The sequence below is a fragment of the Shewanella sp. Actino-trap-3 genome (assembly GCF_002836275.1).
GTDB classification, from domain to species: Bacteria; Pseudomonadota; Gammaproteobacteria; order Enterobacterales; family Shewanellaceae; genus Shewanella; species Shewanella psychromarinicola.
Window position 1 is genome coordinate 4,425,319 of sequence record NZ_PJCE01000001.1, and the last position, 19,393, is coordinate 4,444,711.

The following is a 19,393-nucleotide window of genomic DNA, read 5'->3' on the forward strand; positions in this document are numbered from 1 at the left end:
CGAACCATTCAAAATAAACTGAGATTGAATAAAGGTCAAACCAAAAAAATGCAACAAACTGAAATATAATTACTCATAAAACGTAATACCCTACCAACCTTACGTTAACGTAAACTGTGATATATCACCTATAACCTTATGAATAAAAAGAATTTTAGAAAATGATAAAATGATCAGCTACTTTTTTGCAACAACAACAAAGAATTGTTTTTGAAACAAAAAGAGTGAATTTTATTTCAAACACAGTCTTTGAGTAAAAAATTATTCTAAATGACTAAATATTCATATCGAGTGTTTTGTAAGTTGATTAAATGGTGCTAACTGTTTTTAGCGTTAGCGCACAAGTTTACTGCCAGCGCCAATAGATAAACTATTTTATTGATTTAGCACCAAGACAGGTGTGTATCGGTTGACTAAACTGGCGAACTTTATAGTAATGTTGAGAGTAAATTTTGGGTTTAGATGACTACGTTAATACATTTGGTTTACATTGCAAGCAACGTTATGGTCAACGCATAAAAAAATTAACTATAGATGCCCAATTTACTTGTCCTAATCGAGATGGCACCTTAGGTGTAGGCGGTTGTACTTTTTGTAATGTGGCTTCATTTAGCGGCGAACAAGACAGTGCTCAACCCATTGCGGTGCAATTATCCGAAGGAAAAATACGTGCCCAGTCAGCCAAAAAAAGTGTGGTTCCCACTGAAGTAGCCCCAGCGTCGACAGCAAAATACATTGCTTATTTTCAGGCCTATACCAGCACTTACGATGAGTACAAAGTACTCAAACAAAAATATGATCAAGCCGTTGAAGATACCGATATTGTCGGGCTTCATATTGGCACTCGTCCTGACTGTGTGCCTAATGAAGTACTTGATTTATTGGTTGAGTATCAACAACGAGGCATCGAGGTGTGGCTGGAGCTTGGTTTACAAACGGCCAATAATCAGACCTTAAAGCGGATTAATCGTGGCCATCAATTATGCCAATACCGTCAAACAGTTAAAAAGGCTCGTGCTAGAGGGATTAAAGTGTGCACCCATCTGATACTAGGCCTCCCAGGAGAAACTTCCGTGGACTACTTTAATAGCTTACAAACCGTATTAGGGATAGGTGTTGATGGGCTAAAACTGCACCCACTACATATTGTAGAAGGCAGTATTATGGCAAAACAATGGCGTTATAATCCCATGCCATTGATCGGTCTGGACGAGTATGCTTCAGAGGTCGCAAAACTGATCCGTCACACCCCAAAAGACATTATCTTTCATCGCGTGACCGCTTATGCAAAAAAACCAATGTTGCTTGCGCCTGATTGGTGTGCTTTTCGTTGGGATGGTCTTGTTGCGATTGTTAATGAGTTACGAGACTTTGGCGGCCAAGGTAGTGCTTTAATGTGTAGCCAAAGTAAAACGGCTTAGTGTTAGATATATCGATAGATTGGTCGTGAGTCAGCTGAATACGATCAAAATAAAGGTCGGTTTTGATGACGTAATACAAGGTTGGTAACGATTATTTACTCATTATTGAATAAAACATTACCAATATGAGGTATTTTTAAACATTGGTAATACCAGTTGATCAGTTGTGTTAGTAAAATGTAATATTTATAATTAAATCGCAGCTAAATATTGGCAAGCCTTGCATAGGGTATTTTACTCGGTATCATATTTAAAATTCTAGAAAGTTATATTATTGATAGAGGTGCCTTTATGGCCACAACGCAGTTAGACTCAATATTGGATCTCAATACGCTTGAGCAATATATCAGTGCCATTGGTGCTGGAACGTTATTGAAAAGCGTAGTGTTATTCGAGCAGCTAATGCCTGAATATGTCAGTAGCCTAGTGAAAGCTGGCGATGCAAATGATAAAGAAACGTTATGTGCAGAAGCCCATAAATTTAAAGGCGCTGCGGGATCTGTTGGCCTTAAACGCATTCAGCAATTCTCACAGTTATTACAGCACGGTGAAGAAACCCAATGGGACACTGAGCATAAAGTATGGCTTGCTGTAATTGTTGACCACGCCGCTGAAGATTTACAGCAATTGAAAGCCTATTTAGAAGCAAAAGCGTAATTGTCCGTCATGTAGGTAGCATAATGGATAGATATTAACCTCCATTAGTGCCTAAAAGCGCTTTTTTGAAATGCCTCTTATTAAAGTGGCATTTTTTATGGGCGTCTATTGACTATTACACATAGACGTCTTGTTATTTTACCCGTTTTAATTCACTATTTGAATTAAAATAGATAAGGGCAATCGTTTATATGAAAAATCTTCCAAGCCTCAAAAACCTTTATTACTTGGTTCATTTACACCAAGAACAGAATTTTAATCGCGCAGCCAAAATGTGTTTTGTCAGTCAATCTACACTATCTAGCGGCATTCAAAATCTTGAAGAGCAACTCGGTTATCAGTTAATTGAACGCGACCATAAATCGTTTATGTTTACCGCCATCGGTGAACAGGTGGTGGAACGTGCTCGAAGTATTTTAACTAATGTTGATGATTTAGTAGAATTGGTTAAAAATCAAGGTGAACCTATGACCGGAGAGGTCCGCTTAGGGTGTATTCCGACTATCGCACCTTTTTTACTCAGTCGAGTGGTCAAGTTATGTCAGCAAGACTACCCCAAACTCAGTTTGTTATTAAAAGAAGACACAACTGAACGCTTATTAGGAGCGTTAGCAAAAGGGGAGTTAGATCTATTGATACTCGCTTTACCTGTCGACACAAGTGGTTTTCACAGCATGAAAGTCGGTATTGATCCATTTAAAATAGTAATGCATAAAGAGGTATCGCAACAATTTTTGCAACCGATTGATTATCAAAAAATGCCCGATGAAAGTATTTTTTTACTGCAAGCAGAACATTGTATTACCGGACACGCGATAACGGCTTGTCAGCTTGGTAATAGCGCTAAAATCAATCCATTTGCTGCCACAAGTTTGCATACCTTAGTGCAGATGGTAAATAGCAAACTGGGGACCACTTTTTTACCGCAAATGGCAATTGATACCGGGATTTTAACCGACACAGATCTTGTCGCAATGGATCCACCGGGTGAGGCACCCTATCGTGAGATTGGATTGGTTTGGCGACAAACGACTAGCCGGATTTCAACGTTTAGAACCTTAGGCCTAGCGATTCAGCAAAAACTGCTCGCACAATCGTTACCGAACAAACATTAACTAGGGTTGAGACATGGGCTAAATCGATAACAAAAGGTTTATTTACAGTCTCAATATCACAACTGGCCAGTTGTTTTACTAACAAGGCGCACCCAGGGGTTAAAAGCCCCATCAACGCATATCTATTACGCATAAGTCTTTGCACAGAGCAGGGCCAAGAGCTTTTGATAACCGTTTATTATGCCAAGTTGAGGTTAATTAACCTCTATGTCAGGTGATAGGTGGGAAAATGTTATCAACATCAGCACAGTGGCAAGTCTTGTTTAGCAAACTTTCATTGTCTGCAAACAAGGTACATTAGGAGTCTGTCGGTTATAAGTGATTGCAGTAACCTAAACTCTCTTCACGCAACCTTGAGCCGTTTGATAACCGTTTAATGTCGCGAGTTGAGATTAACTCACCTTAACGAGGGGGATTGGACTGTATCGGGGCAACACCATAGACTTGAGTAGGAAGTTGCTTACCTTTAAGTATTATTGGGCCTAAGTCAGTGAGCTTATATTTGCTGTTTTGTTGCTCAAGCCGATGCACCACATCTCCTGATAACAACATCCTTTGACCTAATGGATTACATTGATCTTGTAGCCGCGCCAAGGTATTAAGGACATCACTAAAAAAGCTAATTTCTTGTTTATGTACGCCAACCACCGCGGCTACCACTTGACCACAATGTGCAGCAGATTTGAATTTAGGCACAAACCCATATTGCTGTTCAAAATACTGTCTTTGCCACTGTAACTGCTGACAAAACTCAAAATAGATATTCATGCACCTATCTTGTTTAATGCCTTGTTCTAACGGCCAGTGAATTAATACGGCATCGCCCATATAGCGGTAAATTTCAGCTTCATTATCTGTCACTGTGTCCGCGAGCAAACTGAAGCTATCTTGAATTAAACGACTAAAACGATAATCACCTAAGGTCTCTGCGTGGGCCGTGGATGACACCATATCAATAAATAAGAACAATTGTTGCTCGTAACGTGGTTTGTGGTATTTACCCAAGCCAATATTAAGTAATACTTTGGGACCAACCAAAAGTGACATTTGTTCAATAAAAGCTAATCCGACCCGCACCACGACAAGATACACCACTAACGCCTGAAACGATGGGCTGTAAATAATGTGGACGGTGATCATTTGCCGTAACGTCAACATGTGGTTTTCAATCGCCCACATATTTAAAAACTGAGTGACATACGCCAATGTAGTTGCGCCGAGTAATAAAAATAACCCTTTAAACACGACTGAGAAAAGATAAGGTAGGCGGCTGATGGCGCTAAAGTCTGCAATTAAATTCGACATCCAATGCAAACTGCCAAATATAAACCCCATAAATATTGCTAGTGTGGCTAGATCAGCGTTACCAATAGCCCATTCGGGCAACTGCGATGATTGTGAGTAGCGAAAAAAAACGAAAGAAGCCATTGCTACACACCAGGCAAAAATAGCGAACAATAATTTTTGTGTTTGACGGCGTGCTTTCACGGAGTATGTGGTTGCCTAAATGACCTAGTATATAAGGGTGGTAGTCTATAGAAAATTTACTTACATGTGATAGTTTATTTGTGATTTAGATCAATAGAAATGAAAAAATATGTGCTCTAACGCAATATTTTTCCAATATTGCTAACAATACCAAGGATTGTGATTGCGACAGATTATGAAAATGCATTGGTTAAAATCTGTTGAGTAAAATCAATTTTGAGATAAAACCCTCGGGGGTTTGATAATTGAATACTGCCGTCTTCGGCGATGCTTTCGGTGAGTATTTGACTATTTGCTGCTTTTGGACGTAATTGAAGTACTTCACCCTGACGCGCGGTAATTTTATCAACCTGACCTAGCGCAATGAGCTCCATTATCTCTTCCCAATCTTGTTGTAATTGTTTGGCTTGTTTTTTGTTGGGTTGCCACAGTATGGGGGTGCCTATACGACGATCTCCCACCGGAATGCTTCGCTCCCCTTCAACCGGTATCCATAAAACCCGCTGCAGTTTATGATAAACCACACTGTTTTCCCAGGTCATACCTTGGATGTTTGTCAGTGGTGCGACTGTGACATAAGTGGTTTCAAGTGGTTTGCCTTTATGACCGATAGGGATCGTTTTGAGTTCAACCCCTAAATGGAGAAAGTCTTGCTCAGGTTTTGATCCCGCGAGCGCCCCTAATTCAGATTCAATAAGTTGGCCCACCCAACCTTTATCTCGGCGTAAATCCACCGGCACCAATATACGATTATCGGCTGCGATGTCAGCTAAACGAATACCTGCCATGTTGTGCGCTCTTTCCATTAATTCGCTAAGATTTAAGGGCGATGATTTAGCCATGAATGAGTCTTTGCCTCTGGGTAAATGGATTAGTCGACAATCAAAATCAACAGGTTATGCTATCAAGTAATATTCATCGATACCAAGTTTAGTTAATGTATAAAAAGGTCATAAATTTATACAAGGTTATTAATTTATAATAAGTTTAGTGAATTATCCACGAGCAGGTTATAAAGTAAACTATTATTGCTCACTTCAAACAGCTTGATTGAATTTAGTTCCAAGTGACTGTTTAATATTGTATTTTTAATGTGGCGTTGTTTTTTTAATATACTTGTCCCGAGTTACACTCATTTTCCCCCTGTATTTCACACATACTTATCCACAGATTTAATGGATAACTGTCATAAAATGTGTCTTTAACTGATTAAAAACACCAAGTCAACGCAATAAAATGGCTTTTTAAGGGGTTTAATTTAAAATAAGCCTTGTTATTTGTGTATAACTTAAGTTGCTAAATGAGTGGTTACCTATCTTAATTAGGCTTGTGTGTTTTTTGTACGATAGTGGCGATCGGATATTTTTATGGTTTGTAAATATTTATAAATCATTGTTAATATTGTTTTATTTATAGTTATGTGCTGTTTTTCTTAAAAAAATCTCAATGGTTTTTTACCCTGTTATCAAGCCTCACTAAAGTTTCGAACAGAGATATCCACAGATTTTGTGGATAATCCACAGAGTGGCTTTAATCAATTGTTGATAATTCTGACTTATTAACATTGTTATTCAATTATCCACAGTAAATAGAGGTTTGCCGATAGGCATGCTTTGTGAAACAATCAGACGATATAAAAATTGCTATTTTCGGAGTCCATGTGATTGATAGCGACGGCTTTCGCGCAAATGTGGGCATCATTATCTGTAATAAATTTGGACAAGTTATGTGGGCCAGACGTTTTGGTCAGCATTCATGGCAGTTTCCACAAGGTGGGTTAGATGATGGCGAGTCACCAGAAGAAGCCATGTATCGAGAACTTTACGAAGAAGTGGGACTCAGACCTGAACATGTTCAAATTCTAATGTCCACTCGTTCTTGGTTACGATATCGTTTACCTAAGCGTTTGGTACGCCAAGAAAGCAAACCTGTTTGCATTGGCCAAAAACAGAAATGGTTTTTACTACAATTGAAAGGTCACGATAATACCATTAACTTGAATTCTTCTGGTCATCCTGAGTTTGATGATTGGCGTTGGGTCAGTTATTGGTATCCTGTTCGTCAGGTAGTGTCTTTTAAACGCGACGTATATAGAAAAGTAATGAAAGAGTTCGCATCGACGACATTAGCGCTACAAACGCGCGAGTTTAGTAAAAAACGAAGCAAACAACGGAGTTAACTGATTTCAAAGAGGATTGGAACAGTGTTAAATATGCTCAGGGATATCACTCAAGCTGTTGCCAGAGCAAGCAGCCTTGAAAGTGCATTAAATATATTAGTGTCACAAACTCGATTAGCAATGGAGACCCATTGCTGTTCTATTTATATCCTTGAAAAACAAAATCTTGTCTTATCGGCCACTGAAGGGTTACAACAATCTGCTGTGGGCAGAGTCAGCATGCCAATATCAGAAGGCTTAGTCGGCTTAGTTGCAGAGCGTGAAGAAGCTATCAATCTCGCTGATGCACGTATTCATCCTCGTTTTAAATTATTTCCCGAAGCAGCAGAAGAAGAATATCGCGCATTTTTGGCTGTGCCGATTATTTTTCAAAAACAGCTTGTCGGCGTTATTGTCGTACAGCAACCTGAAGCCCGTCAGTTCAGTGAAAGCGAAGAAGCATTTTTAATGACCTTAGCCGCTCAACTCGCAGTGATTGTGCGCAGTTTGAAGCACAAAGCGTCAAATACCAGTGTACAACAACAAGTTGTTTTCAGTGGTATTAATGCATCTAGTGGTATTGCGATTGCTCATGGCCTGGTATTAGGTGGTGTTATTTCATTGGAACAAGCCGAGGTGGCTTGTTCCAATATTGATGTTGAAATTCAGCGCTTAAAGTCGGCTATGCAGCGTTGTAAAGACATCCTGTCGTCAATTTCGCAACGATTCGAACAAGAAAAATCGGCTGATGTTGCGTCTATTTTTACCGCATTTCAGTTACTGTTGGATGATTCTAGCCTTGGTGGCGAATATGCCCGTGAAGTCGCTTTAGGTTGGCAGGCAGAGTCTGCAGTAAGCCGGGTTTCATTGCGCTATATCCAACAGTTTCTAGAGATGGAAGATCCTTATCTAAAAGAACGCGCAAGCGATATTCGCGAACTTGGGCAAAAGCTACTACGACAGCTTATAGAGCCAGGCAGGTTAGTATTAGAGCCTGAAAAACCGGTGATTTTAGTCGCCAAAGAGGTGGATGCCACTTTACTGGCTGAGTTTCCTCGTCAAAAGCTGGCGGGTATTGTTACTGAGCGTGGTGGCGTTAATGCCCATGCGGCCATTTTAGCGCGTGCGCTGGGTGTACCAGCCATTGTTGGTGTTGATGATGTTTTATCAGTAGATATTGATCAAAAGCTATTAGTTCTGAATGCCAATCGTGGTCAGTTATTGGTGTCGCCATCGCCTGCAGTGATTGAAGAGTACCAACTACTGATCGATGCAGATGTCGAAAAGCAAAAACAATTTTCTGCGGAGTTGAGTCTACCTTCTGTAACCACAGATGGTGAGCGGATACATTTATATCTTAATGCTGGACTATTGAGTGGTATTGATTCTGAAATCGCTGAATGTGCTGATGGTATTGGGCTGTATCGAACCGAAATTCCCTTTATGTTGCATCAACGCTTTCCAAGCGAAAGAGAGCAAATCAATGTATATCGTCAAGTATTAAGTGCAGCAGGTGATAGACCTGTTGTGATGCGTACTTTGGATGTGGGCGGCGATAAACCGTTGCCGTATTTTCCGATTAAAGAAGACAATCCGTTTTTAGGTTGGCGTGGTATTCGTTTATCTCTTGATCATCCTGAGTTATTTTTAGTGCAATTGCGTGCGATGTTGCAAGCCGCTGGCAACGGCAATCAATTGAAAATATTACTGCCAATGGTCAGTAATCTCGATGAAATAGATCAAACATTAAGTTATTTAGAGCAAGCGTTTACTGAACTAAACCAAGAATTAAATACCCGTTTGGTTAGGCCTCAAGTAGGCGTTATGCTTGAAGTACCCGCATTATTGTACCAGTTGCAAGATGTGGCGAAGCGGGTCGACTTCGTATCGGTTGGCAGTAACGATTTAACCCAATATTTACTGGCCGTCGATCGTAATAATCCTAGTGTGAGTTCACTATTTGATAGCTATCATCCTGGTATTCTTCGAGCCCTTAAACGAGCCGTCGATGAGTGCAAACAGTATGACTTGGATGTGAGTGTTTGTGGCGAACTTGCTGGTGAGCCTTATGGTGCATTACTTTTGGTGGCAATGGGTTATAACAAACTCAGTATGAACCAGGGCAGCTTGGCCAGAATAAATTTTTTACTTAGACGAGTATCAAAACAAGAATTAACTGAGTTGTTGGAGTCTATTTTACAACAGTCAACGGGTAACCAGGTTCGAGGGTTATTAGCACATTTCTTGCGAAAACATGATTTATCAGATTTAGTTAACATAGATTAGTCATACGATTGGATCGGATTGGGAAATGCTTAGATGATCTTTCGTATGGTTGATAATATAGTCAAACGTCATTTTTAAGGATGTCATCGTGGATAGTTTGCTGCAGGTATTTTTAATTTGCCTTGTTTTAGGTTCCGTAGTGGGTTTTTTAGCTGGGTTGTTAGGTATTGGTGGCGGGTTAATTATTGTGCCTGCACTCTTGTACATTTTACCCTCAGTCGGGATCGATTCGACACAAATCACTCATGTTGCTATCGCTACATCACTGGCATCAATTATTTTAACTTCAATGTCTTCAGCTGCTGCGCATCACAAACGCGGTAATATACCTTGGGAATTGTTTAAGCCTATTTTCCCTGGCATTGTTATTGGATCGTTAGCATCGGCATTTGTTTCTGAACAAATTGCATCGGATGATTTACAACAGACTTTCGCTATTTTTGTCGTGTTGATGGCAGCACAAATGGCGTTTCCGTTTAAAGTCAAAACAGGTGGCAGTCTGCCTAGTTTTGCCGTGTTATTAACCATTTCAACGGCGATCGCGTTAATTGCTGGCTTAATGGGCATTGGTGGTGGGGTATTACTGGTGCCATTCTTGAGCTATTGCGGTTTACAAATGCGCCAAGCTGTGGGGTTTTCATCGGCAACCGGAATGCTTATCGCGGTATCCGGTACCATTGGCTATATCATTGCGGGCTTTGATGTCCCCAATTTACCTGAGGGTTCGGTAGGGTTTATTTATCTACCGGCATTAATCGGGATTATTATTAGCTCAATGCTGTGTGCGCCTATGGGCGTAAAAGCGGCAAGCACTTGGCCAACACCAGTATTGAAAAAGATCTTTGCTGGTTTGTTAGTCGTAGTGGGAGTGAAACTGTTATTGAGTTAACCTCAGTCAGGTTATAGACACGCCTTTGTTCAAGTATTTGAGCAAAGGCGTTTTTTTATTAATTAATAACGCCGTTATTACACCGCGAAAGGATACTTAATGGCGTCGTGATGCTCGTAACCTTCAACGCTAAAATCAGCTAAGGTCACCCAGGTTTCAATGTCTTTTAGGGTTTTAATCTTTGGATTAATTATCAACTTAGGAGAGGCAAAGGGCTCACGTTTAAGCTGAATATCCCGCATTGAGACAAGTTGATCTTCGTAAATATGAGCGTTAACAATTTTATGGTATGCCTTACCGGGCTTATGACCCGTTATTTGGGCCATTAAAGCCAACAATACATAGACTTGTACCATGTTGAAATTCAATCCTAGCGGAACATCACAGCTTCTCTGGGTACTATTGAGATACAGGGTATCACCGAGTAATGAAAAGTGATGCTCGTACATGCATGGACGCAAGCAACCTAGGTCAAATGCGCCTGGGTGAAAGAAGGTTAAAATCTCAGCGCGATTGTCTATGCCATTAGTTAAATCATCGACGATTTGTTGCAGTAAATCGACGTGGCCACCATCATGTTTTGGAAATGCACGTCCTAAAGCGCCGTAAATGAGCCCCATATCGTCGGGCCCTTTGCGGTTTGGGTTATCTAGCCAAGCTTGGTTTAGATTGGCATTGGCATCCCATGTTTTAGTGCCTAATGCTCTAAAATCGGCAGCATTTTGATAACCGCGTAAATAACCAAGGACCTCTGCGATGGCCGATTTCCAGAAGCTTTTACGTGTGGTGACTAACGGAAATTGATTGTTTGCAACATCATAAACGAGATCTGCATTTATCACGGTTAAGCATTTTTTGTTAGTGCGAGCATTATTGACCCATTCGCCTTCATCGACAATACGCTGGCACAGATCTAGATATTGTTTCATGTATTTAAATCCTTTTCTCTTTTCGAGATTATACCCAAATGATGGTTAATTAACACGACCTAATCTGTAGATAACGCGTTAATCAGAATTAAGCATCACCATGTCTGCATTACTTGCAATAAGACGGGAAACCGTCTTATTGCAGCTTGTTACCTCGGCAATTCCGAGGTAACATCAAGAAAGAATCGATTATTATTGTTTGAGTTTTCTCTATAGACTGAGCGATTGTTTTTTAGGAGTGTTATATGGAACGTACAATTAAAAACTTCTTAAGCCAAGAGTCTGCTGGTGGCATTTTATTAATGATCGCAGTGGCATTGGCGATGATTTTCGCCAATTCACCTTTAGCTGACGTATATCAAGGTTTCTTAGGCACAGAAGTACAGCTTCGAGTAGGTGATCTTGATATCGATAAGCCACTTTTACTGTGGATTAATGATGGCTTGATGGCATTATTCTTTTTATTAATCGGCTTAGAAGTGAAGCGCGAACTACTTGAAGGGGCGTTGTCGAGTGTGGCAAAGGCATCCTTACCCGGCATTGCTGCTATCGGTGGCATGGTCTTTCCGGCATTATTTTACTTGGCATTTAACTACTCTAACCCCGATACTCAGATCGGATGGGCTATTCCTGCTGCCACAGATATCGCCTTTGCACTAGGTATTATGGCATTACTTGGCAGCCGAGTTCCGGTGGCGTTAAAAGTGTTTTTGTTGGCGCTGGCAATTATTGATGATCTCGGGGTGATTGTGATTATTGCGCTGTTTTACAGTACTGATTTATCCATGCTCAGTTTGATTATTGCCGCGGTGTCGATTGTGCTTATGATCGCACTGAACAGAAAAGGGGTCAGTTCGATCCTGCCTTACGGTTTACTTGGTTTTATTTTATGGGTTGCGGTATTGAAATCTGGAGTACATGCGACATTGGCCGGCGTAATTATTGCGTTTTGTATTCCACTTCGTGCTAAAGATGGTTCATCTCCTTCTGAGTCGCTAGAGCATAGCTTACACCCTTGGAGCACCTTTATGATCCTGCCTGTGTTTGCTTTTGCTAATGCTGGTTTGTCATTAACGAATATGTCATTGAGTTCATTTGCGGAACCTATTACGCTAGGGATTATCATTGGTCTGTTGTTAGGTAAGCCTGCTGGGGTGCTTTTATTTAGTTATTTAGCGGTAAAACTGAAACTCGCTGAGTTACCTCCGGGAATTGGCTGGAGACACATTACGCCTGTTGCCGTTATGTGTGGGATCGGATTTACCATGTCGGTGTTTATTGCTTCCTTAGCATTTGAACATTCACCTGCTGCATTTGGTGACTATGCAAGGTTAGGGATTTTAACTGGGTCATTATTTGCGGCTACAATTGGATATTTTTGGTTAGCCAAGGTACTGCCTAAAAATGGAGAATCATCATGAAGAAATTGAGTGTTATGTCGGGTCTTTTTGTAACAATGGTGGCGATGCCAACATTGGCGGATTCATTTAACGTGTGTCAGCAATCACCAGAATCATTAACGTGTCAAAGTTATCTTGAAGGTGTGGTTGATGGGGCATTAATGTATCGCAATGATGCGACCGCAAATCGAATTGATCCCAATGATTATGCTTCCAGAGCATTAAAATTTCGGGCAGGGAAACGTTATCAAAAAGCGTATTTAAATTATTGTTCCAGCCATGTTCCGGTGAAGTCAGAAATCGTTTCGGCATTAGCGGAACAAGTCTCACTGAACAATGTCACTAACAGTGACGAACTGGAGTCAGTGATTAACAGCTTATTAGATTGTCGCCCTAGCCAACAGTAAGGTTTATGTATTGAACAATACGCAGCATAGACACTGCGTATTGATCAATATTATTTTTAATCAATCATATTTTGGTTGTAGTGATTTTGTTAGGTTATTTATTACTATGCAGCATTTAAATTATAACCATTTATATTATTTTTGGATGGTGCAAAAGAAAGGCTCTGTGACTAAAGCCGCTGAAGTATTATGCCTTGCTCCTCAGACGATTACGGGTCAGATACGCGCATTGGAACAAAGATTAAAAGGGGCGGTTTTTAAACGTGTAGGACGTAACTTGGAGGCCACTGAACTGGGTGAGTTAATCTTTCGTTATGCCGATAAGATGTTTAGTCTTAGCTATGAAATGCTCGATGTCCTTAATTATCAAAAAGATAATTCACTGTTGTTCGAGGTAGGGATTGCTGATGCATTGTCTAAGGCCTTAGTGAGTCGAGTGTTGTTAACCGTTATTCCTAACGATGGTTCGGTAAATTTAGCGTGTTATGAATCAACTCACGATAGCCTTATTGAGCGTTTACGTGAGCATAAACTGGATATGATTTTATCGGATTGTGCTGGCGCTTCATTGAAGTTTCCTGAGATTTTGTCGAAAAAACTAGGTGAGAGCGGCGTGAGCTTCTTCTCTGCTGAACCTATCTCATTACCGTTTCCTGCTTGTCTTGAACAGCGAAAATTACTGATCCCGGGTAAACGAACGTCATTGGGCCAACAATTACATGGTTGGTTCGCCGAAAAAAATCTTAATGTGAGTATTTTAGGCGAGTTTGACGATGCAGAAATGATGAAAGCTTTCGGTTATTTTAATCGAGGTATTTTTGTTGCGCCGTCTATTTATCGTCATGATATACTGTCACAAGGTATGGTATTACTTGGTGAAACAACCGATATAAAAGAAGAATACCATGTGATGTTCGCAGAGCGAATGATCCAACATCCGGCGGTAAAGTCATTGCTGGCAACGGATTTTAGTGATCTATTTGCTGGACGAGATCAATCCATAAAAGATTTAGGCAACCGTATAACTAGCTTGTGATATTGACATCAGGAGATTTGAGTTGGAATTAATGAATATAGCGCGTGTACGCTGGGCATGTCGTCGCGGAATGTTAGAATTAGATGTGTTGCTTCAACCTTTTATTGAAGCTCAATATGAAGCAATGACAGACGAAAATAAAAATACTTTTATTCGTTTATTAGAATGTGAAGATCCTGAATTATTTGCTTGGTTTATGGGGCATGAACAATGCCAAGATCCACTGCTAGCTGATATGATAGTCAAAGTCCGTGGAAGAGCAGCACCTTAACCCGCCGATTGACTCGTTGCTCAACACGAGCACTCAAATGCAACAATTTGCGTTGAGTGCTTCGTTTTTACAGCGTGGGGCGTTAATCGTCTCATTAGCGGTTGTGTTAAGCAGTTTTTTAGCTTGGCCCAGTTATCCCTCCCTGATATACCAAATTATCCAAACGTTACTTTTTATTGCCACAATACTGATTTTCATTTTCGAATGGCGCAGAGTGTCTCGCTGGCGTTGCTTGTTGTCTCTGGGCAACAAACAGGCTGGCACCTTATTATATGGTGTGGAGGGTCAATCGGATAACGTCAGGCTTTGTAAAAAACCGTTTATTAGCCCATTACTGTGCATCATTTTTTTGCAGTACACTAAAACCGAAGAACGTCGGCTATTGCTGGTGTGGAGTGATATGGTAGACGACACAGCATATCGTACTCTGTGTCGCCTGTTATTGAGCCAATAATTGAGCCATTCAGACTGGGTTAATCTTGATAGTGTTTAACGGCTTGGCTGCAATATTGTCGGTTTAGGATTATCGATTTGATCAGGATAATCCGCGTTATAATGTAGGCCTCGACTTTCTTTTCGCTCCATTGCACATCGAATAATCAACTCCGCGACTTGGACTAAATTACGCAGTTCTAATAGGTTATTGCTGACCCGGAAGTTTGAATAATATTCTTCAATTTCTTGCTGAAGCATCAAACATCTTCTTAGTGCCCGCTCTAAACGTTTGTCTGTGCGCACTATGCCAACGTAATCCCACATAAAGAGCCGCAGTTCGTGCCAGTTATGGGCAATAACCACTTCTTCATCAGAGTTAGTCACTTGACTTTCATCCCACATCGGTATTGGACTAGGCATAGGAATCTTATGTAACAGACCTTCGATATCTTGTGATGCTGCACGGGCAAAGACTAAACACTCCAGTAATGAATTACTCGCCAGTCTATTGGCACCATGTAAGCCTGTGTAAGCCACCTCACCAATGGCATATAAGCCATTAATATCAGTTTGACCATGAAGATCCGTCATTACGCCGCCGCAGGTATAGTGTGCCGCTGGCACGGCAGGAATAGGATCTTTGGTAATATCGATTCCGAATGTTAGACAACGCTGATAAATGGTCGGGAAGTGCTTAATGATAAAGTCCGCCGGTTTGTGGCTTATGTCTAAATAGACACAGTCAGATCCTAAGCGTTTCATTTCATAATCAATGGCGCGGGCGACAATATCGCGAGGGGCGAGTTCACCTCGTTCGTCAAAGTCAGGCATAAAACGACTGCCATCAGGGCGACGTAAATACGCACCTTCACCGCGTAACGCTTCTGATAATAGGAAGTTTCGGGCGTTGGGATGAAATAAACATGTCGGATGGAATTGATTAAATTCCATATTAGCTATGCGGCAACCCGCACGCCAGGCCATCGCAATACCATCACCGCTGGCAATATCGGGGTTAGAGGTGTATTGATATACTTTAGAACTGCCACCTGTTGCAAGAGCAACAAATTTTGCTCTGATGGTTTCAACATGTTCTTCATCACGATTCCATACATAAGCACCAAGCACCCTGTTACCTGGGCGAGCCAATTTGCGCGTGGTAATTAAGTCAATCGCATTGTAGCGTTCTAGTACTTGTATATTGGGGTGATCGATAGCTTGTTGTTGCAATGTAATTTGCACCGCTTTACCGGTGGCATCAGCAGCATGTAAAATGCGCCGGTGGCTATGTCCACCTTCACGGGTCAAGTGATAATGGGCTGTGCTATCGTCACCGGTAACGGTTTCTTCTTTATCAAATGCGACACCACAATTAATTAACCATTCCATTGCACTTTTTGCGTTTTCTGCGGTGTATGTCACTACAGATTTGTCGCATAATCCAGCTCCAGCGATTAAGGTGTCGTTTACATGTGATTCAATTGTGTCATCTTCATCAAAAACAGATGCAATTCCACCTTGGGCGTACAAGGTTGACCCTTCTGATAGTGGGCCTTTAGAAAGAAGAATTACTTTTGATTTTTCAGCAAGATGTAGTGCTAAAGTTAGTCCTGCAGCGCCGCTGCCGATGACCAAAATGTCAGATTGGTGTTCAACTGCTTGTTTCATCAGGTATCATGATATGGTTTAGTGGTTTGATCATAGTAAAACAAATTTCTTTAGCAGGGTACTTTTACAGCGTATTTTATTTGATTTTGCTTATATATTTTATTTATAAGTAAAATAAATTAACTTTTTTTAATTCAATATCGAACTTTCTTCATATCAGTAGGTCTATTTATATGAACAGGATTCGAGCGACTGAGTAATCAGTGTGACAGATTTAGGAGTAGTCAGCTCGGATGAGTGGACAATATAGTGATCAACAATTAGTTGAGCGAGTGCAGCAAGGCGATAAAAACGCATTTAACCTGCTAGTGCTGAAGTACCAAAATAAAGTGATGAGTTTAATTTCCAGATACGTGCGCAATCAAGCGGATGTTGCGGATGTGACACAAGAAGCCTTTATTAAAGCCTATAGAGCGTTAGCCAATTTTCGGGGTGAAAGTGCATTTTATACTTGGTTGTATCGCATTGCGGTAAACACTGCAAAAAACCATCTTACGTCGCAAGGGCGCAGAGCACCTGCAAACGATGTCGATATAGAAGATGCAGAATATTATGAAGGCAGTGATGCGTTAAAAGAGTTTGCATCACCAGAGCGATTACTAATGAAAGATCAAATGAGTAAAGTGATCTTTGATACGCTCGATACTCTGCCTGAAGAGTTAAAAATGGCAATATCGCTCAGAGAGCTAGAGGGAATGAGTTATGAAGATATTGCCAATATAATGGATTGTCCCGTCGGTACGGTAAGATCTCGAATCTTTCGTGCTCGAGAAGCAATCGACAAACAGCTCCAGCCTTTGCTGGAAAAGTAATAGCCTTAATCTTAGATAGGTGAATAATGCTTAAATCAAGTCAAGAGTGGGTATCTGCATCAGTTGATGGCGAAGTTGATGATAAAACATTGGCACAACTTTCTGCTGACGTTGATTCACATGATGAATGGCAACGCTATCACATGATAGGCGATGCAATGCGCGGTGAGACACCGGCAACCATTGACTTAGACCTTTTTGCTAGCATCGCAGCAGCGATTGAGCTTGAGCCAACAATTATAGCGCCTCAAGCCAAGCAGAGTGAATTAGCCGAGCAAGCTAGAACACAACAGCGAGCTGCATCGGGTTCAAACGTGGTACCATTTTTCAAACAGTTTGGCCAATATGCTATTGCTGCAACGGTTGCCATGGTTGCCATTGTTGGAGTACAAAACTATGATCAAAGTAATGATCCAGAGTCACCATTGCCAGTATTAATGACACGTCCTTTAGTGGGTAGTGTGTCTCCGGTAAGTTATCAAACTGGTGCAGTGAAAAATCAACAAAATTATTCTGATCAACAAGTGATAGAACAGCGTCGCCGTATTAATTCTTATATTCAAGATCACATGCTGCAACAACGTTTAAACCCAGGTGTTGCTGTTGATGATAATCGCGTGCAAGATGCTGCGGTAAATCCATAATCCATCGGCAGAAACCTTGTCTTACCATTTTAGGAGTTAGCTTGCGCCTTATCCTGCTAGCACTGTTAGTGTTAACCTTTCCAACACACGCTGAAGATGATTTATCTGCTAAAGCTTGGCTTAATAATATGAGCCAAGCAATGCGCGTTAAGCAATTTAAAACCTCTATTATTCAGCTACAAGCCGATCATATTCGTCCGCTTGTTTACATTCATGGCATTGTCGATAATAAAGAAATCGCATTACTTGAATACCTAAATGGCCCGCCTAAAAGTGCTGTTAGAGTGGGTAATACGGTTACGTTTATAGAACATGACCAATCGGCTTACAGCGTTCAAGCCCCTCGTATTCAGGGGGTTTGGCCTGCTGCTTTAGCGGGAGACTTACACCAGCTCGAAAAAGGCTACCAATTTGTAAAAGGTGGCCGCGGACGTATTGCTGGACGCCCTGGGCAAATGATCCGTTTATTGGCTAATGATGATAATCGTTATGACGCTCAAGTGTGGATCGATATGGACACTTATCTGCCATTACGTTTTGATACCCTTAATAAAGACAAACAATTACTTGAACAAACCATGGTCATTGAGCTGATTGAATTAGCCGAACCTGCGAAAATTTTAATTGAAGCCGCAAAGCAAGAGTGGCCAGCAGTAATGAACCAAGCGGAACGCACTGATGGCAAAAACTGGCAATTTACTTGGTTACCAGAAGGATTTGATGTCGTTGTTCGCGATCATCATCGGTTGATTGGTAGTCACGAGCCCGTTGAGTATGTTGCCTTAACTGACGGATTGGCTAATATTTCTGTTTATGTTGCGCGAGCGGGAGACAATCCAATGCCGAATGAATTACTTATTCGTAATGGGTTATCTATGGTCGTTGTTAAAGTCGGTACGCTTGAGGTGGTTGCTATTGGTAAAGTGCCTTCAGAGACCTTAGACAAAATTGCCAATAGTTTAGTGTTGAAATAAACCTTAGCTTATTGATTTGTAAGCCGTGACATGATGCTATTGTGTTGCGGCTTACGTGTTTTTATGATGAGCCATAAGCGATATAGCTTAGGCATAAACTGACTTAGCCAATGATGGTCATTGTGCTAAAATACCAACATATTTATTGGTTGAGTGTGTTAAATGATTAAGCATATATCTGAGTCATCTACTTCTTCAATGATGGAAGAAATTGCCCGCGTGGTTGATTATCAACAAGGCTGGGTCACCGTTGAAGTAGAATTAAAAAGTGCTTGTAATCATTGTGCCAGCAGTGAAAATTGCGGTACTTCAACCATCGCCAAGGCCTTTTCGGTTCATACACAGCGTTTTTCATTACCCAGTGAGAAACCTTGCCGTAGTGGTGATTTGCTTAAAATTGGCTTGCCTGAAAGTGTGATCATCAAGGCGGCTGCATTAGTCTATTTGTTGCCATTATTAGGCCTGTTTCTATCGGCTATTATTGGGCATATGCTGGCCGCGGGTTTAGGGCTAAGTACCAATGGTTTTGCAATGGCTTTTGGGGCTTCAGGGGCGTTGGTAGCATGGTTTATCGGCAAACACTTTGCTACTCAACTTGAAGCACTCGCTACGCCTGTGATCATCACCTATTTAGGCCAAGAAGTAGGGATTATTAGCGCGACTCGTTAGTCATGGGTCATTAGTGATTTTTCATAAGATATTGCGACGAAATATTTTCGGTGCAGTTTGAATGATCATTAACGATAGGCATACTGCTCAATCGCACTAGCATTCTGCTCAATCGAACTAATTCTGCTCAATCG

General features: G+C 41.0%; 19 protein-coding genes. 15 read left to right on the top strand and 4 right to left on the bottom strand.

The features are described 5' to 3' along the window. The first annotated feature begins 452 nt into the window (after positions 1 to 452). The 3 genes from CXF80_RS19380 (at position 453) to oxyR (ending at position 3,193) form a co-directional block, all read left to right on the top strand. A complete protein-coding gene (locus CXF80_RS19380; protein ID WP_101034517.1) occupies positions 453 to 1,421 on the top strand; it encodes a TIGR01212 family radical SAM protein in 969 nt (322 codons plus the stop codon). Between the two features lie 291 nt (positions 1,422 to 1,712). Next, complete coding sequence (locus CXF80_RS19385) at positions 1,713 to 2,078, top strand: Hpt domain-containing protein (RefSeq protein ID WP_101034518.1); 366 nt, start codon at positions 1,713 to 1,715, stop codon at positions 2,076 to 2,078. A gap of 191 nt (positions 2,079 to 2,269) precedes the next feature. Beyond that, positions 2,270 to 3,193, top strand: coding sequence for a hydrogen peroxide-inducible genes transcriptional activator OxyR (gene oxyR, locus CXF80_RS19390; protein WP_101034519.1), 924 nt, complete (start codon positions 2,270 to 2,272; stop codon positions 3,191 to 3,193). 402 nt (positions 3,194 to 3,595) lie between these two features. Here the strand turns inward: oxyR and CXF80_RS19395 are convergent, their stop codons facing one another. Together CXF80_RS19395 and mutH are read right to left on the bottom strand one after the other, a co-directional pair. Then, a complete protein-coding gene (locus tag CXF80_RS19395; protein WP_232772184.1) occupies positions 3,596 to 4,621 on the bottom strand; it encodes an adenylate/guanylate cyclase domain-containing protein in 1,026 nt (341 codons plus the stop codon). A 233-nt stretch (positions 4,622 to 4,854) separates the two neighbouring features. Continuing rightward, positions 4,855 to 5,523 carry a DNA mismatch repair endonuclease MutH gene (gene mutH, locus CXF80_RS19400; RefSeq protein ID WP_101034521.1) on the bottom strand — a complete coding sequence of 223 codons (669 nt, stop codon included), beginning with the start codon at positions 5,521 to 5,523 and terminating at the stop codon, positions 4,855 to 4,857. A gap of 818 nt (positions 5,524 to 6,341) precedes the next feature. On the opposite strand from mutH, the gene rppH reads away from it, so the two are divergent. The 3 genes from rppH to CXF80_RS19415 all read left to right on the top strand — a co-directional run bounded on the left by rppH (position 6,342) and on the right by CXF80_RS19415 (position 10,014). Beyond that, entirely contained in the window at positions 6,342 to 6,860 is a 519-nt protein-coding gene (gene rppH / locus CXF80_RS19405) for an RNA pyrophosphohydrolase (protein ID WP_101034833.1), read from the top strand. Between the two features lie 24 nt (positions 6,861 to 6,884). Beyond that, entirely contained in the window at positions 6,885 to 9,125 is a 2,241-nt protein-coding gene (gene ptsP / locus CXF80_RS19410) for a phosphoenolpyruvate--protein phosphotransferase (protein ID WP_101034522.1), read from the top strand. A gap of 88 nt (positions 9,126 to 9,213) precedes the next feature. Next, on the top strand, positions 9,214 to 10,014 hold the full coding sequence (locus tag CXF80_RS19415; RefSeq protein WP_101034523.1) for a sulfite exporter TauE/SafE family protein: 801 nt from the start codon (positions 9,214 to 9,216) through the stop codon (positions 10,012 to 10,014). Positions 10,015 to 10,091: 77 nt separating this feature from the next. On the opposite strand, the gene CXF80_RS19420 is transcribed toward CXF80_RS19415, so the two are convergent. Further along, complete coding sequence (locus CXF80_RS19420) at positions 10,092 to 10,943, bottom strand: thymidylate synthase (RefSeq protein ID WP_101034524.1); 852 nt, start codon at positions 10,941 to 10,943, stop codon at positions 10,092 to 10,094. Between the two features lie 245 nt (positions 10,944 to 11,188). Between CXF80_RS19420 and nhaA the strand changes: the two genes are divergently transcribed. From nhaA to CXF80_RS19445, 5 genes are all read left to right on the top strand, one after another. Beyond that, the gene (nhaA, locus tag CXF80_RS19425) at positions 11,189 to 12,364 is read left to right on the top strand and encodes a Na+/H+ antiporter NhaA (RefSeq protein ID WP_101034525.1); all 1,176 of its coding nucleotides are present in this window, start codon (positions 11,189 to 11,191) and stop codon (positions 12,362 to 12,364) included. After that, positions 12,361 to 12,750 carry a hypothetical protein gene (locus CXF80_RS19430; protein WP_101034526.1) on the top strand — a complete coding sequence of 130 codons (390 nt, stop codon included), beginning with the start codon at positions 12,361 to 12,363 and terminating at the stop codon, positions 12,748 to 12,750. The genes nhaA and CXF80_RS19430 overlap by 4 nt, the downstream gene beginning before the upstream one ends. A 106-nt stretch (positions 12,751 to 12,856) precedes the next feature. Then, positions 12,857 to 13,786, top strand: a complete 930-nt coding sequence (gene nhaR, locus CXF80_RS19435) for a transcriptional activator NhaR (protein ID WP_101034527.1) — start codon at positions 12,857 to 12,859, stop codon at positions 13,784 to 13,786. 22 nt (positions 13,787 to 13,808) lie between these two features. Continuing rightward, the gene (locus CXF80_RS19440; RefSeq protein WP_101034528.1) at positions 13,809 to 14,057 is read left to right on the top strand and encodes an FAD assembly factor SdhE; all 249 of its coding nucleotides are present in this window, start codon (positions 13,809 to 13,811) and stop codon (positions 14,055 to 14,057) included. Positions 14,058 to 14,094: 37 nt separating this feature from the next. Next, complete coding sequence (locus CXF80_RS19445) at positions 14,095 to 14,511, top strand: protein YgfX (RefSeq protein WP_101034529.1); 417 nt, start codon at positions 14,095 to 14,097, stop codon at positions 14,509 to 14,511. 35 nt (positions 14,512 to 14,546) lie between these two features. Here CXF80_RS19445 and nadB read toward each other — a convergent pair whose 3' ends face one another. Continuing rightward, positions 14,547 to 16,160, bottom strand: coding sequence for an L-aspartate oxidase (gene nadB / locus CXF80_RS19450; RefSeq protein WP_101034530.1), 1,614 nt, complete (start codon positions 16,158 to 16,160; stop codon positions 14,547 to 14,549). Between the two features lie 233 nt (positions 16,161 to 16,393). Here nadB and rpoE point away from each other — a divergent pair, with 233 nt between their 5' ends. From rpoE to CXF80_RS19470, 4 genes are all read left to right on the top strand, one after another. Continuing rightward, complete coding sequence (gene rpoE / locus CXF80_RS19455; RefSeq protein ID WP_011638383.1) at positions 16,394 to 16,972, top strand: RNA polymerase sigma factor RpoE; 579 nt, start codon at positions 16,394 to 16,396, stop codon at positions 16,970 to 16,972. Positions 16,973 to 16,998: 26 nt separating this feature from the next. Next, the gene (locus tag CXF80_RS19460) at positions 16,999 to 17,616 is read left to right on the top strand and encodes a sigma-E factor negative regulatory protein (protein ID WP_101034531.1); all 618 of its coding nucleotides are present in this window, start codon (positions 16,999 to 17,001) and stop codon (positions 17,614 to 17,616) included. Between the two features lie 41 nt (positions 17,617 to 17,657). Next, positions 17,658 to 18,590: a MucB/RseB C-terminal domain-containing protein gene (locus tag CXF80_RS19465; protein ID WP_101034532.1), complete on the top strand. Its 933-nt coding sequence runs from the start codon at positions 17,658 to 17,660 to the stop codon at positions 18,588 to 18,590. Positions 18,591 to 18,788: 198 nt separating this feature from the next. Continuing rightward, positions 18,789 to 19,259 carry a SoxR reducing system RseC family protein gene (locus CXF80_RS19470; protein WP_198554843.1) on the top strand — a complete coding sequence of 157 codons (471 nt, stop codon included), beginning with the start codon at positions 18,789 to 18,791 and terminating at the stop codon, positions 19,257 to 19,259. Positions 19,260 to 19,393 lie beyond the last annotated feature (134 nt).